This is a genomic window from Salegentibacter maritimus, from assembly GCF_016236975.1.
GTDB classification, from domain to species: Bacteria; Bacteroidota; Bacteroidia; order Flavobacteriales; family Flavobacteriaceae; genus Salegentibacter; species Salegentibacter maritimus.
In genome coordinates, this window is the sequence record NZ_JAEHNY010000001.1 from 258,160 (window position 1) to 272,277 (window position 14,118).

Annotated in this window: 12 protein-coding genes; 7 read left to right on the top strand and 5 right to left on the bottom strand. The window is 37.1% G+C overall.

Features of this window, described 5'->3' with window-relative positions; translation table 11 throughout:
- The first annotated feature begins 110 nt into the window (after positions 1 to 110).
- On the top strand, positions 111 to 683 hold the full coding sequence (locus tag I6U50_RS01215) for a DUF2911 domain-containing protein (protein ID WP_198637570.1): 573 nt from the start codon (positions 111 to 113) through the stop codon (positions 681 to 683).
- A 274-nt stretch (positions 684 to 957) separates the two neighbouring features.
- Here I6U50_RS01215 and I6U50_RS01220 read toward each other — a convergent pair whose 3' ends face one another.
- The 5 genes from I6U50_RS01220 to I6U50_RS01240 all read right to left on the bottom strand — a co-directional run bounded on the left by I6U50_RS01220 (position 958) and on the right by I6U50_RS01240 (position 8,432).
- Complete coding sequence (locus I6U50_RS01220) at positions 958 to 1,590, bottom strand: 7-carboxy-7-deazaguanine synthase QueE (protein ID WP_193710382.1); 633 nt, start codon at positions 1,588 to 1,590, stop codon at positions 958 to 960.
- A 58-nt stretch (positions 1,591 to 1,648) separates the two neighbouring features.
- Positions 1,649 to 3,106: a M14 family metallopeptidase gene (locus tag I6U50_RS01225; RefSeq protein WP_198637571.1), complete on the bottom strand. Its 1,458-nt coding sequence runs from the start codon at positions 3,104 to 3,106 to the stop codon at positions 1,649 to 1,651.
- Positions 3,103 to 3,774 carry a peptidoglycan recognition protein family protein gene (locus I6U50_RS01230; protein ID WP_198637572.1) on the bottom strand — a complete coding sequence of 224 codons (672 nt, stop codon included), beginning with the start codon at positions 3,772 to 3,774 and terminating at the stop codon, positions 3,103 to 3,105. Before I6U50_RS01230 ends, I6U50_RS01225 begins: the two co-directional genes overlap by 4 nt.
- A gap of 141 nt (positions 3,775 to 3,915) precedes the next feature.
- Positions 3,916 to 5,328 carry a SusD/RagB family nutrient-binding outer membrane lipoprotein gene (locus tag I6U50_RS01235; protein WP_198637573.1) on the bottom strand — a complete coding sequence of 471 codons (1,413 nt, stop codon included), beginning with the start codon at positions 5,326 to 5,328 and terminating at the stop codon, positions 3,916 to 3,918.
- A 17-nt stretch (positions 5,329 to 5,345) separates the two neighbouring features.
- Positions 5,346 to 8,432, bottom strand: a complete 3,087-nt coding sequence (locus I6U50_RS01240) for a SusC/RagA family TonB-linked outer membrane protein (protein WP_198637574.1) — start codon at positions 8,430 to 8,432, stop codon at positions 5,346 to 5,348.
- Between the two features lie 163 nt (positions 8,433 to 8,595).
- On the opposite strand from I6U50_RS01240, the gene dacB reads away from it, so the two are divergent.
- The 6 genes from dacB to I6U50_RS01270 all read left to right on the top strand — a co-directional run bounded on the left by dacB (position 8,596) and on the right by I6U50_RS01270 (position 14,107).
- Positions 8,596 to 9,933, top strand: coding sequence for a D-alanyl-D-alanine carboxypeptidase/D-alanyl-D-alanine endopeptidase (gene dacB / locus I6U50_RS01245; RefSeq protein WP_198637575.1), 1,338 nt, complete (start codon positions 8,596 to 8,598; stop codon positions 9,931 to 9,933).
- Positions 9,934 to 9,957: 24 nt separating this feature from the next.
- Entirely contained in the window at positions 9,958 to 11,010 is a 1,053-nt protein-coding gene (locus I6U50_RS01250; RefSeq protein ID WP_198637576.1) for a S66 peptidase family protein, read from the top strand.
- Positions 11,011 to 11,086: 76 nt separating this feature from the next.
- Positions 11,087 to 12,616 carry a helicase HerA-like domain-containing protein gene (locus tag I6U50_RS01255; protein WP_317192004.1) on the top strand — a complete coding sequence of 510 codons (1,530 nt, stop codon included), beginning with the start codon at positions 11,087 to 11,089 and terminating at the stop codon, positions 12,614 to 12,616.
- A gap of 24 nt (positions 12,617 to 12,640) precedes the next feature.
- Positions 12,641 to 13,198, top strand: a complete 558-nt coding sequence (locus I6U50_RS01260) for a hypothetical protein (protein WP_198637577.1) — start codon at positions 12,641 to 12,643, stop codon at positions 13,196 to 13,198.
- 10 nt (positions 13,199 to 13,208) lie between these two features.
- Positions 13,209 to 13,814 carry an inorganic diphosphatase gene (locus I6U50_RS01265; RefSeq protein ID WP_198637578.1) on the top strand — a complete coding sequence of 202 codons (606 nt, stop codon included), beginning with the start codon at positions 13,209 to 13,211 and terminating at the stop codon, positions 13,812 to 13,814.
- Between the two features lie 89 nt (positions 13,815 to 13,903).
- Entirely contained in the window at positions 13,904 to 14,107 is a 204-nt protein-coding gene (locus I6U50_RS01270) for a hypothetical protein (RefSeq protein WP_193710373.1), read from the top strand.
- Positions 14,108 to 14,118 lie beyond the last annotated feature (11 nt).

The following is a 14,118-nucleotide window of genomic DNA, read 5'->3' on the forward strand; positions in this document are numbered from 1 at the left end:
ACTTACATCTCTTACATATGTAAATATCCTGTATTTTAACAGCAACTAAATAAATTTTTAACACCTTAGTAGCTAAGAGTAGATTATCTTTAACATTAAAAATTAACGCAATGAAAAAAATACTTTTTACAGCCGTATGTTTAATAGGATTAATTGGTTTCCAGGATGTACAGGCTCAGGAAACGCAGCTGTCTAGCCAGCCTAATTTTCCTAAATTAGACACCAGCCCCCTTGATATGATTTTGCACCGTAATCAAAAAGACGAGGTGCTTATGAGGGTAATTTACAGCCGACCTCAAATGCGGGATCGTGAAATATTTGGGAAACTGGTTCCTTATGGGGAAGTATGGAGAACCGGAGCAAACGAAGCTACCGAAATCACTTTTTACAAAGATATGAGCATTGGTGGCGAAACCGTAAAAGCAGGTACTTATACGCTTTACACTATTCCAAATGAAAAACATTGGACTATCATCTTAAATAAATCTATTCACACCTGGGGTGCCTACGAATATACCGATGAACAAGATTACGTAAGAATTAAAGTACCAGTTAGAAATGCGAGTCATAATATCGAGAATTTCTCTATGGCAATAGAGCAAAAAGAAGATGAAGCAGGAGCTAACCTCTTAATGGGTTGGGCAGATAAGTATGTAAAAATACCTTTTTCACCTGCAGGTTAGTAGACTATCTCGGAGCAAGCCTCGGGTATTACATCCCTTTGCTGTGCCAATAAAAATTTGAATGATAAAAAAGCTGTTTCTCCCAGAAGCAGCTTTTTTTTTATAAGGTATTGAGATATTTAGGATGTGCTGGTGCAAAAATAATTAGACAAAGCCTTATCCTGAACCTGCCCATATTTTCTGGCCGATTTACTTCAGGATCTAATAAGGTATATCAGCTAGAAGCTGAAAACCAGTTCAGCTTAATTACTTCCACTTAATATTCCAATTATTTTTATGGAATATTAAGATACTTATGGGTTTGAAGGGAAACTTTCCATTTCGGATTTTTCATCACGAAATCTACTATTAGGGGCATCATTTTTTCCCTGTTGCTCCATTCGGGCTGTAGGTAAAGTATGCAGTTTTCACTAACTTTTGCTGCCTGTTCTTCTGCAAACTTAAAATCGTGCTTATTAAAGATAATCACTTTTAACTCGTGAGCCAACGGATAAATTTCTTCAGTAGGTAATTTTATTTTTTTGGGTGATAAACAAATCCAATCCCATTCCCCTGTTAATTTATAGGCTCCAGAGGTTTCAATATGAACATCGCAACCTTTAGCTTTTAAAGCACCGGTAAGCCTAGTCATATCCCAGGTTAGTGGTTCTCCTCCGGTAATCACTATAGTTTTACTATTGGCCACAGCCTTTTCTACTATTTCACCAATATGGGTTGGTGGATGAATAGCCGGGTCCCAACTCTCTTTTACATCGCACCAATGGCATCCTACATCGCAACCGCCAATTCTTATAAAATATGCCGCGGTTCCTTTATGAAATCCTTCTCCCTGGATGGTATAAAACTCCTCCATTAACGGAAGCATTATGCCATCATCTACCAATGCCTTTGTCTCTTCTGTAATCATAGCCTGCAAAGATACGTAATCTTCTTTTTTTAAGCTGTACCACAGGCATAATTCCTTCTTAATCTATAATAAGTGCATTTGGCACCTCTACTTCCTCATTAGACAATACTACCAAAAACCCATTGATTACTGCATAATTCAATGCTCCCTCCTTTTCAAGAAAGAAATTAGGCTCTAAATTTTCCGGAACTTCAAAGTCTTCAGCAACAAGGTTAATTGGTAACTTAACAGCATTAGCTTCCGGTAATTTTTTTAAAGGCACATAAGCATAGCCATCCTTCAGCATTTTAAAAATATCCTCTCTTTGAAGTTCTTCTATATTCTGAAAGCTCTCCGGGTAAATTTTTGCTTTAACTAACTTAAAGCCTAAAGCATTTAAATTCCTATATCCGTAATGAGTAGAAAGATCACCCCGATCTGAAATATAGGCGTCGTAAAAATAATTTAGATTTTCATCCTGAATTTCATTCTGGTTAATCCCTAAATCGAGAATATAATCTTTCCCTAACAATTCATAAGTAAGTCCGGTAAGTTTTAAATCAAAAAGTTTCCGGTCATTATTAGGGATTTCTTCATATTTCGAAATATCAGCATTTTTATAATCTTCGTTGGCAATAGAAAATATAGCCGCAAGGATGGAAACAAAATTCAACTTTCTAATTTCCTGCTTTTCGGGATCGTTTGGGTAGCCACCAGATTCAATTAAAATAGTGCTTGTACCCCATTTTTGAATATTATCTCCAAAAGCACGCGGTTCAAAATCGTCGTTATACCTACCTACCTGGCCGGGCGCATATTCCTGCAGGATATTGTTCATTTGCACAATTATCCGCATTGCCGCAGCTCGCACCTCATTGATAGATTTTTCATAATCGTAGGCAGGAGCCAAATACGAAATAGTGGCGGGTTTTGGAGTTCTTTCAGCATTATAATAAGTGCTCTGGTCGTGAAGGTTAAATCCAAAATCGGCATCCAAACTATCCCGAACCCATTTTAAGGCCTTACTTTCGGGCGATTGTAATCGCAAGGCATCCCTATTAATATCTACCCCCAATAAATTTCTACGCTGAAAACGTGCTGCGCCATCTGGATTCAACATAGGTAAAAAGTGGAGCTTTAGCTTTTTCAACATTTCTTCTTTTTCTGCTGAAAATGCTTCAGAATCTAAAAAATTAAGAATATCAAAAATTGCCATAGTAGCGGTAGATTCATCCCCGTGCATTTGGGACCACAGGAAAATATCTACATCTCCACTTCCAACAGAAATTAACTGGAGTGGTCTTCCTTCTATAGATTCCCCGACTTTTACAACCTTAAACATTTCTTTCTGTTTAATCTCGTTGATTAAGGGTTGAATTTGAGTTTGAGTAAAACGACGTTTTTCAATAGAGTTTTCTTTAAAAGCATCGTAAGAATTATATAAGCCTCTATACAATTCTTTTTCTTGTGCCAGGCTAGTTGAAAGGCTAAAAAATGCACCTAGAAAAAATAAGAAACCAATATTTTTAAAATTCATTTAGGTTCATTTTTAGGAACAGGCTTAAAATTAAGATTTTTCGTTTTTTCCCGAACTTTTTGCATAAATTCTTTTCCGGGATCAGTTTTTTGGGTTCTGTAAGCATCGTCTTTTTCCAGCCATAACGGGTGTCCCTGAAATTGCGGATATTCATAATGCCCCAGCAAATATTCTATAGGATATTTTTTATTTAAATAGTTTACTAAATCAATATTTGCCTGGAGCTGGGCTTTGGTAAGCGGAGTTTCTTTTGTTCCTCCTACATTTTCAATTCCAATTGCCGCATGGTTTAAGCCAATTACGTGCCTGGCCAAAGTTGTTTCGGGCATTAACCTATAAATTGTGCCATCGCGATCTACCAAAAAGTGCGCCGATACATTTAAAGCACCTGCTTTTTGAATATCTTCCCTGGCGCCCGGTAACCTAACCGGATTAAAAGCCCTAAATGAACCTTCTAAATCTGGAATTGCCGTCCAGTGGAGCACAATCATTTTTGGAGTAATTTCAGGAATAGATTTTTCTAAACAGTAACGTTCTTTCAGGTAATCAAGACTAAGCTGTTTTCGTTCTTCATTAAAAATGATTGGACGATCTATGATATTATTAGCAACATCCGAGCTTTTACAGCTTAAGAGTAAAAGGCTGAAAATAAAAACTACATATCTCATTCTATAAATATTTAAAACTGAAATCTCCCGGTACGACCGAGAGATTTCAAAATTAATGATTATCGTTTAAAGTCTATTCTCGTCAAGATGACGGTTTTAAAACCCTTTCAGACAGCTTCTTAAAATTAATGAAAGTGGTATTTATTCATCCCAGAAAATTTTATCGGTAAGACTAACATCGGGGGCATTGCTTCCATTTCTACTTATTTCAGAATCGGGATAAGCCAATCTGGCTATAAACTCGCCATTAAGATCTGGATTTACATTTACGGGTAAATCAAAATCTTCATAAGCATAATCATATCTACGAGCATCCACCCAGGTTTCGGGATGTAAGAACATAGCTATCCATTTCTCTTTAAAGATGTCATCTATACTAAAAGCTGCCTCACCCATACTTACTGCCGGGTTATTGATATAGGCATCTATTTCGGCCGGTTCTACCCCAATTTTGGTCATATGAGCTCTAATACCGGCTAAATAAGCCTGATAAGACCTACTTTTTTCTATATTAAATGCTGCTTCGGCTTCAATAAATTTCTGTTCAGAATATGTAGCAATTAATATTGGGGACTGTTCACCGGTATAAAAGTCACCCGGCTCAAGTACAGACCTTGCACCTTGTTCAGGAGCATTTCCCCTACCGGCTCCATTTTCTACACCAATATATTCACCATCATCTGTAGCCCCAACCATATAAGGCAGTCTTGGGTCCTGAACAGTATAAAGAGTTCCATCCATACTTTCTATAAATTGTTCAGAAATCCATCCTCCCAGGAGTAAATCGGCATTATCGATAGCTACCTGGGCCCAGGGATTAAATTCTTCCGGAAAATATTCTACCTGAGCATCGTCTTCGTTAGATTCCATTCCTTCATCTAAAGCCGCAAGTACGGCAACCGGATCGTAAGAATCGGTTTCGCTATAATGATTAAGATATCTTGCTTTCAACATATTACCCAATTTTATCCATTTATCGATATCCCCTTCATAAATAAAATCGTCTTCTCCTACCGAAATCTCGGTGGGATTAGATAGATTTCCAAAACCCTGATCTAACAATGTTAAAACTTCCTGGTATAATTGACTATCATCGTCATAAGAAGGTGTAATGGTTTGGAAATTTAGTCCTTCGCTATAAGGAATACTTCCCCAGGCATCTACCGTCATCCCAAGATTTAGGGCCATTAAAATTTGCCCTATTCCCTGATAATGATTGGCACTGGTCTCTGAAGCCTGATTTATTAAGTCACTTAAATCGGTCATTACATTATACATATTAGACCAGGTACTGCTATAACTTACCGGGTCCATAACATCTGAAGAACTTGCGGGGTTAGGTGAAGCCAGATGTTGCACATAGTTGGTAGTAATATTTCCCATTCTAAATGTATTCTGGGCCGTTTCAAAAGTGGAATTTACCGTTAAGGCAGAAATTGGTGCTTCTGTGGGGTTATTGGGATCGTCGTTAATATCCAGGTAATCTTCGCAAGACGAAAACATAAATAATCCGGATATAACAAGATATGTGTATTTATTCTTTAGAAAATTCATATTCGTTATCTTTTAAATTATAGTCCTAAATTAAGCGTGAAAAAAAAGCTTTGTACTCCGGGGTAACCCAAGCCGGTAAAACCAACTGCATTTCCGCCGGCACCGGCACTAAAAGATTCGGGGTCAAAACCATCCCAGGGAGTATATAGAATAATATTATTTGCTGCCACCGAAACCCGTGCAGAGTTAAATGGCAAAACTTTTAATATATTTTCCTGGAAATTATAACCAAGTGAAATATTTCTCAACTTTATAAACGAAGCGTCGTGTACAAAATTTTCACTTACGGTTCTATAGGTGTTTCTATAGAAGCCGGCCCCGTAATCCCTACCATCAGGGCCTTCGCCCTGGCCTAACCACACTTCCTGGTTATTTGGAGAACCATCTGCCAGCACCCCGTTAAAAACCCGTGTATCATTTCTTGCAAGGGTATATTCAGCAATACCAAAAGCTGCAAAGAAATTATCGTATTGGCTATATTGCTCCAATCCGGTTCTAAAATCTATAAGAAAAGATAAATCGAAGCCTTTGTAAGAAAAATCATTTTTAAGGCCACCAATCCATTTAGGGGTTGTATTTCCTAAAACAAGCTGCGCGCCATTTCTAACCGGGAAACCATTTTCTCCAATTACAATTGGCAAGCCTTCATTTAGAAAGATGCTATTTTCATCTGCACCAAACCTCTCATAACTACTACCAAAGATATTTCCATAAGCTTCTCCTTCAATAAGCTTCATAGTCACCCTACTTCCGGCATATCCAAATTGGCTTCCCACTACAATTTCATCTATTCCTTCCCTAATATTCACCACTTCATTTTTGTTATAAGCGGCATTTAAAGAAACATCCCAGGTAAAATCTTCGGTTCTCACCGGAGTACCCCTTACAATAAACTCAACACCTTTGTTTTCAATCTCACCTGCATTGGTAACAAAAGTCGAAAAACCTACACTTTCTGAAACCGGAACCGGAATAATTTGGTCTTTACTATTAGACTTATACCAGGTAAAATCTATTCCCAAACGATTTTCAAAAAGCCTAAGATCTGTACCAAACTCAATAGAAGTGGTTTCTTCCGGTTTCAAAATTGGGTCTCCAAATCTACTAAACCTAGTAAAACCAACCTGGCCATTTAAGGGGTAAACGTCTGGAGAAGTATAGGTTTGCCCAATTAAATAGGGATCTGTATCCTTTCCTACCTGTGCCCAGGAAGCCCTTAATTTTCCGAAGTTTAAAAATTCTGGTGTCTCAATAACTTCACTAAAAACCCAGCCTACATTAACCGATGGGTAGAAAAATGAATTATTACCAATTGGAAGTGTTGAAGTCCAGTCGTTTCTTGCAGTTATGTTTAAAAATAACATATCGTCATAACTCAACATCAAATCGCCATATAATCCTACCAATCTTTTTTTACGTTTATCCTGTGAATTTGAAATTTGACTCGTATAACTCAAGTCGTAAAATTGAGGAATCACGAAATCGGTTCCAGAGGCATCAAATCTCTCATAATTACGTTCAAAAACATCGTTTCCTACCCTTAAAGTACTTCCAAATTTTTCGTTCCAATCTTTAGTGAAGGTTATAAAAAAGTTTGAGTTAATATCCCGACTTTCAATACTTGTTTCTGAAATAGAACCGGTACTACTCAAGGGTACTTCGCCATCTATCCCTAGTGGACCGGGAGTAATCTCGGTTCTACTCTCACTATAATAATCTGTTCCAATTAGGTAATTAATATCCAACCATTCAAAAGGGCTATAAGTAAATTTAAAATTACCAATCGTTCTATTAACCTCATCCTCAAAAGTACTAAAGCGGGCATCGTAAAGCGGATTGGTGTTACCATAAGTTTTCATGGTGCCATCGGGATTTATATAATCGGTTACATCATGATTTGGTGCCCAATACATCATTCGCTCCATAAACCTATCATGTGGCACACGATTCCCACCCGAAATAGTGTAACTTAAATTTCCGGCGAATGTAAATTTATCGCTAAATTTCACCTGTCCATTTAATCTGGCCGAGGTCCTATTCCAATCACTAAAAGGCATTATCCCTTCATGACTTAAATTACCCAGAGAACCGTAGAAGGTAGCTTTTTCATTTCCTCCAGAAATACTTAAAGAATTATCTATTTGCACACCTGTATCAAATGCATCGCGCCAAATATCATAGAATTTAACATCTGGATCTATAGCATTAATCTCTGCCATTGAAGGTCCCCAATTAGGCCAAAAAGAATCTGGATTATACTCCCCTGAGAATCCCTGCCCATAAACTTCCTGAAACTTGGGATATCTATTAATATCTTCAAAACCAACCGAACTATTAAGGTTAATCCTAACCTGCCCCTCTTTACCTTTTTTTGTAGTAATAATAACAGCTCCATTAGCAGCCCTAACTCCATATAAAGCGGTTGCTGCAGCTCCTTTTAATACGTTCAAAGATTCAATATCATTAGGGTTAATATCTGCAGCCCTGTTTGTGAGTCCTCGAGGGGTACCATCAGATTCAGTAGTAGAATTATCTATTGGCACTCCATCTACTACAAATAAAGGTTGATTGTCTGCATCGGGGTCTAAAGAGTTCACACCTCTTATAATAATCCTGGCACTTTGACCGGGAGCTCCACCAGAATTAGTGATTTGCACCCCTGCAGCCTGCCCCTGTAAAGCACTTACTACATTTTGTTGTTTAGTTTTGGTAATTTCCTCTGCATTCACTTCCTGCACGGCATAACCCAGAGCTTTCTTTTCCTGTTCTATCCCAAAGGAAGTAACCACTACTTCGTCCAAACCTTCAAGATTCTCGGCAAGAGCTATATTAATTAGATTCCTTCCATTCACCGCCTGTTCCTGCTTTAAAAAACCCAAAGAAGAAAACACTAAAATTGCATCTTCGTCTACCTGAACAGCGTATTTACCTTCCATATCGGTAACCGTACCCTCATTTGTTCCTTTTACCAAAACATTCACTCCAGGTAAAGGCATTCCGTCTTTGGCTGCAGTAACCTTACCGGTTACTTCCAGCTGCTGAGCATAAATTCCGGAAAATTGGAAAAACGCCAGCAATACCATAATTGTAATTTTGTTTCTCATTACTTTTGTGTTAAAGTTTTCCGAATAATCAACTAAATATACCCAACTTATCTCAAACCATAAGGATATAAAAGCCTAAAAATCAAACTTTCATCAACTTTTTAATTATATAACTTTGCACTTTTCTTTTTAAAATAACTAATTCAATTAAAAGTTTCACTCCATGCGATATACTCTTCTCCCCACTAAAACTACTCTTAAAAGTCTTAGCTTTTTACTGCTTACTCTATTGCTTGGCTCTTGCTCATCATCAAAAAAAATAAGTAAGCCCTTAGATAAAATATTTAAGGAGTCTGCAGTTTTTGAAAAAGCCTTTGTGGGCTTCATGGTGATTGATCCTAAAAAAGACAAAACGCTCTATAGCTATAATCCAAATAAATATTTTACACCTGCCTCTAACACCAAGCTATTTACTTTTTATGCAGGGCTAAAAATTTTAGATGATTCTATTCCCGCACTTCAATATCGGGTTTTAGGTGACAGCCTTTATTTTAAAGCAACCGGAGATCCTTCATTTTTAAATGAAAATTTACCAAAATCAGACGTTTTAGATTTTTTGAAAAGCACTTCAGAGAATCTGGCCTATGTAGCCCCAATCTACACCGAAAAACACCAGGGTCGTGGCTGGGCCTGGGACGACTACAACTCCTATTATTCTGCCGAGATTACTCCATTTCCTATTTATGGAAACCTGGTAGGCTTTAAATTCCAAAATAATAAAGAGCTGCCTGTGGTTACACCAACAGTTTTTAAAGACTCGATTTTTAACTCTAAAGACAGTTTAATTTCGAGACGGGTAAAACGGGATTTACATAAAAATCGTTTTGTATTTAACAATCAAAAAAAAGATTCAGATTTTTCACAAGTTGTGCCTTTTAAATATTCACCAGAATTTCTAGTAAGCCTTTTAAGTGACACCCTTCAGAAACCGATTACATTTATTGAAGATTCAGCATTAAATAAAAAGCTTACAAATACCATCTATAGTATTCCGGCCGATAGCATTTATAAACGAATGCTAAAAGTGAGCGATAATTTTATTGCAGAACAAATTTTACTAATGGCGGCAAACAAAGTTTCAGATACCCTTAAAACCGAGATCGCCATAGATTATATGAAAGAGAATTTTTTAAAAGATTTACCCGACGAACCTATGTGGTATGATGGTTCTGGCCTTTCGCGCTATAATCTATTCACCCCACAAAGTATGGTAAAATTGCTTCAAAAAATTAAAAAAGAGGTTCCACAAAAAGAGTTATTAGATATGCTTTCTGCAGGTGGGCATTCGGGCACCATAAAAAACTACTATAAAGCAGATAAGCCTTATGTTTTCGCCAAAACCGGAACATTAAAAAACAACCACAGCCTTAGCGGATATTTAATAACCAAAAAAGGCAAATTATTAATTTTTAGTTTTATGAATAGCAATTATACAGTCCCTACTTCAGTTTTAAAAGCCGAAATGGAAAAGGTACTGCTACAAATTCGCGATAATTACTAACTTTAAACCTCTAAAATTATCCAGATGCAACGTAGAAAATTCATTCAAAATATAGGAATTGGAAGTTTGGCTTTTCCACTAACTAGTTTTACTAAAATTAATAAAATCGCTCCTATTGACAATTCGATAATAACTCCACAGGGATTAAAAAAAGGCGATACGGTTGGTGTAGTAAGCCCATCTAGTGCTATTTTTGAAACCGAACCTTACGAAATTGCGAAAGAAAACCTGGAAGCCATGGGTTTAAAAGTAAAATTTGGAGATTTTGTAAAAGGGCGTTACGGGCATTTGGCAGGGACCGATGAGGAACGTGCAGGAGAATTAAATGATATGTTTCGCAACGATACTATTAAGGCTATAATGGCACTTCGTGGAGGTTCTGGGGCAGCAAGAATTCTGGATAAATTAGATTATAAGGCAGTAAAAAATAATCCGAAAATCTTTATAGGTTATAGCGATATTACCGCCCTGCACCTGGCAATTTACCAAAAAACAGGACTGGTAACTTTTCACGGCCCCTTAGCAGTCTCTACCTGGAACTCCTTTAGTTTTGATTATTTTAAACGTTTGTTATTTGACAACGAAAAAATAACCTTTACCAATCCTACCGATAAAGGCGATAATCTTACACAAATTAAAAACAGGATAAGAACCATTAGAAAAGGGGAAGCTACAGGCCGATTAATTGGCGGAAACCTCGCTGTTCTCACAGGAATTATGGGATCGGAATATTTTCCAACAAACTGGGATGGCAATATCCTATACTTAGAAGATGTAGGTGAACAAATTTATGCCGTAGATAGAATGATGAGCCAGTTGCAATTAGGAGGGGTGCTGGACAAAATTAGCGGATTTGTCTTTGGAAAATGCACCAATTGTAAGCCTGGTGGCTCAGGTTATGGCTCGCTAACCATGGAAGAAGTTATAGATCATTATATAAAGCCACTAAATATCCCGGCTTTTTCAGGCGCAATGATTGGCCATATAGATGACAATGTTACCATTCCTAACGGACTGAAAGCGAAGATAAATGCAACAAAAGGGAGCATTGAGCTTCTGGAAAATGCCGTTAAATAATAATTTTCTAAAAAGTAAATGTGTTTAAAACCGGAAATTATAAGCAACAATTCTTATTTTTAAGAAATTTTGAAAGGTGGATAAAACAACAGAATTTGTAGAGTATATAAGTCAGGCTTACAATCCTAAAGGCGACTATATTTATTTGGGAGCCGCTATGTTCAATGGAAAAACTTTTGCCGATGCTGCGGTAAAAATTCCCTTAAAAACAATGAACCGCCACGGACTTATAGCAGGAGCTACCGGAACGGGAAAGACCAAAACCCTGCAAATTCTCGCTGAGAATCTTTCTCAAAAGGGCGTTCCGGTTTTGCTAATGGACGTTAAGGGAGACCTAAGCGGTATTGCAAAACCATCAGCCGGGGAAGATTTTCTATATGAACGCCATAAGAAACTTGATTTTCCTTTTAAAGCTTCTAAAGCACCAGTAGAATTCCTTAGCATTTCAGAGCAAGATGGGGTTCGTTTAAGAGCCACAGTAAGCGAATTTGGGCCCGTTTTATTATCTCGTATTTTAGATGTCACTCCTACCCAGGAAGGTATTTTAGCCATTATTTTTAAATATTGCGACGACCATCACCTACCACTATTAGATCTTAAAGATCTAAAGAAAATGCTTCAGTATATTACTGATGAGGGCAGGGAATCTATAGAGAATGAATACGGAAGAATTTCCAAAGCCTCAACGGGAGCTATTTTAAGAAAAATTGTAGCCCTGGAACAACAGGGGGCCGAGCGCTTCTTTGGGGAACGCTCCTTTGAAGTAACCGACCTTACCAGAAAAGACGAAAATGGACATGGATATGTAAACATTATGAGGCTTACAGACATCCAGGATAAACCTAAGCTCTTTTCTACATTTATGCTTAGCTTATTGGCTGAAATCTATACCACTTTTCCCGAAGAAGGTGATAGGGAGAAACCTAAACTAGTCTTATTTATAGATGAAGCCCACCTTATTTTTAAAGAAGCTTCAGATGCTTTATTAGATCAAATAGAAAGTATAGTAAAGTTAATTAGATCTAAAGGAGTTGGGCTTTATTTTGTAACCCAAAACCCCACCGATGTCCCTTCAGAAGTATTGGGGCAATTGGGATTAAAAATTCAGCATGCACTTAGGGCATTTACGGCAAAAGATAGAAAAGCAATAAAATTATCGGCTGAAAATTATCCTATTTCCAAATATTACGATACCAAAAATGAGCTTACTGCGTTAGGAATTGGAGAAGCTTTAGTTTCTGCTTTAGATGAAAAAGGAAGACCTTTGGCACTTGCTGCAACCATGCTAAGAGCACCAATGAGCAGAATGGACATTCTTACCAATAACGAACTTAAAGAGCTCATTTTACAATCTGAATTAAGAACAAAATATAACGAAGAAATTGATCGGGAAAGCGCCTATGAACTTCTAAATAAAAAAATTGAAGAAGCTAAAGCTAAAGAGGCCAAAGAAAAAGCCGAAATTGAAGCTTTAGAACGAAAAAAGGCAATTAACCGCACTAACAATCGAAACTCTGGAAAAACCCAGGGCGCAATCATTAAAGTACTTACCAGTGCTACTTTTATTAGGGGCGTAATGGGAGTACTCAATAAGTTATTAAAATAATATCATCAACATTCAATCTAAGAAATGAAAAAATCTTTGCTACTTATTCTGGGACTTGCTTTAGGATTAACTTCCTGCCAAAAAGACGAAGACAATCCTTTTTTAATTACCGCCAATCAGGTTGGCCCTGTACACCGGGATATTAAAATCAATAAATTAGACTCTTTATTCGCAGGAGATTCCCTGGTAAAACAAAAGAGTGGGGCTAGGGAGTTTCGTGCGGTTAACGAGATTAAGGTCTTCGAAAAAGGAGGAAAACCTTTAATGGTCTTAGAACCGCTTCAGGAGTTTGACTCTACCAGCACCATTGGCTATATACGTGTTTTAGACGCCCGTTATAAGACCAAAACAGGTTTAAACACCCAAAGTACATTTAAAGACATTGTGGAAGATTATAATATTTCAAGAATAGAGAATACCCTTAACGCAGCAGTGGTTTTTCTGGACGAGATAAACGCCTATATTACAATAGACAAAAAAGAGCTTCCGGCAGATTTAAGATATGATACAGATTCTAAAATTAGAGCTTCGCAAATTCCCGATGATGCTAAAATTAAATATTTTATGATCTATTGGGATTAAATTGCCAGGTATGGGAAGATTTTCAAGCCTTTTAATTTTTAGTGTTCTTCTATTTCTTTCTGCCTGTAAAACTTCCAAAGATTTTAGTGGCTTACAAGCCAGTATGGAAAAAGGAATTTACCGTGCAGTAATTGAAATTCCTGCGGGCACCAATAAAAAGATTGAATACGATAAAAATCAAAAAAAGTTTGTAATAGACCAGAGGGACGGCAAAGACCGAATTATAAATTTTCTTCCCTACCCCGGGAATTACGGCTTTATTCCCTCTACATATTCCAACCCTAAATTAGGTGGTGATGGCGATGCCGTAGATGTATTGGTGTTGGGTGAAAGTATAACAACCGGCAGCCTAATAGAGATAATTCCTGTAGCTATTTTGAAGTTAGTAGATGAAAAAGAGCTAGATTATAAAATAGTTGCCATTCCTGCTGAAGTAAACAAGCAAATTATAAAGACTAAGAATTACCAGACTTTTATGGCCAAATGCCCTGAAGTAATAAAAATCCTGGAGCTTTGGTTTGGTTACTACGATAAAGCACAGTCTATAGAAATTAAAGGCTGGGGTGATGAACAGGAAGCGATTTCTGAAATTGAAAAATGGCGTTTACGCACCTAAACATGCACATTTTCTTTAAAAAATGTTAATCAATCTTTGATTTTCTATCATTTAGCTACCTTTATTTCACTAACCAAAATACTGTAGTTATGATTAAAATCTTAGGAATTGTTTTAACCGTTGGTGGTGCAATTGCCCTGGTGATGGGGATTCTTGGAATTTTTGGGAGCCTCGCCTTATCATTAAGCCCGTGGGCATTGGCCATTATTGGTTTTATTTTCTTTATATCGGGTATTTCCCTTATTAAAAGAAGAAAAGACACCGAAGATATTGAAGCAGAACAGAAATCTTAATTTATCTTGTA

Bases quoted from the DNA above. Each gene is read 5' to 3' on its own strand.
- I6U50_RS01250 (WP_198637576.1), top strand. From the start codon at position 9,958: ATGCAACGTAGAAAATTCATTCAAAATATAGGAATTGGAAGTTTGGCT.
- I6U50_RS01265 (WP_198637578.1), top strand. From the start codon at position 13,209: ATGGGAAGATTTTCAAGCCTTTTAATTTTTAGTGTTCTTCTATTTCTT.
- I6U50_RS01215 (WP_198637570.1), top strand. From the start codon at position 111: ATGAAAAAAATACTTTTTACAGCCGTATGTTTAATAGGATTAATTGGT.
- I6U50_RS01230 (WP_198637572.1), bottom strand. From the start codon at position 3,774: ATGAGATATGTAGTTTTTATTTTCAGCCTTTTACTCTTAAGCTGTAAA.
- I6U50_RS01270 (WP_193710373.1), top strand. From the start codon at position 13,904: ATGATTAAAATCTTAGGAATTGTTTTAACCGTTGGTGGTGCAATTGCC.
- I6U50_RS01235 (WP_198637573.1), bottom strand. From the start codon at position 5,328: ATGAATTTTCTAAAGAATAAATACACATATCTTGTTATATCCGGATTA.
- I6U50_RS01220 (WP_193710382.1), bottom strand. From the start codon at position 1,590: ATGATTACAGAAGAGACAAAGGCATTGGTAGATGATGGCATAATGCTT.
- I6U50_RS01240 (WP_198637574.1), bottom strand. From the start codon at position 8,432: ATGAGAAACAAAATTACAATTATGGTATTGCTGGCGTTTTTCCAATTT.
- I6U50_RS01225 (WP_198637571.1), bottom strand. From the start codon at position 3,106: ATGAATTTTAAAAATATTGGTTTCTTATTTTTTCTAGGTGCATTTTTT.
- dacB (WP_198637575.1), top strand. From the start codon at position 8,596: ATGCGATATACTCTTCTCCCCACTAAAACTACTCTTAAAAGTCTTAGC.
- I6U50_RS01260 (WP_198637577.1), top strand. From the start codon at position 12,641: ATGAAAAAATCTTTGCTACTTATTCTGGGACTTGCTTTAGGATTAACT.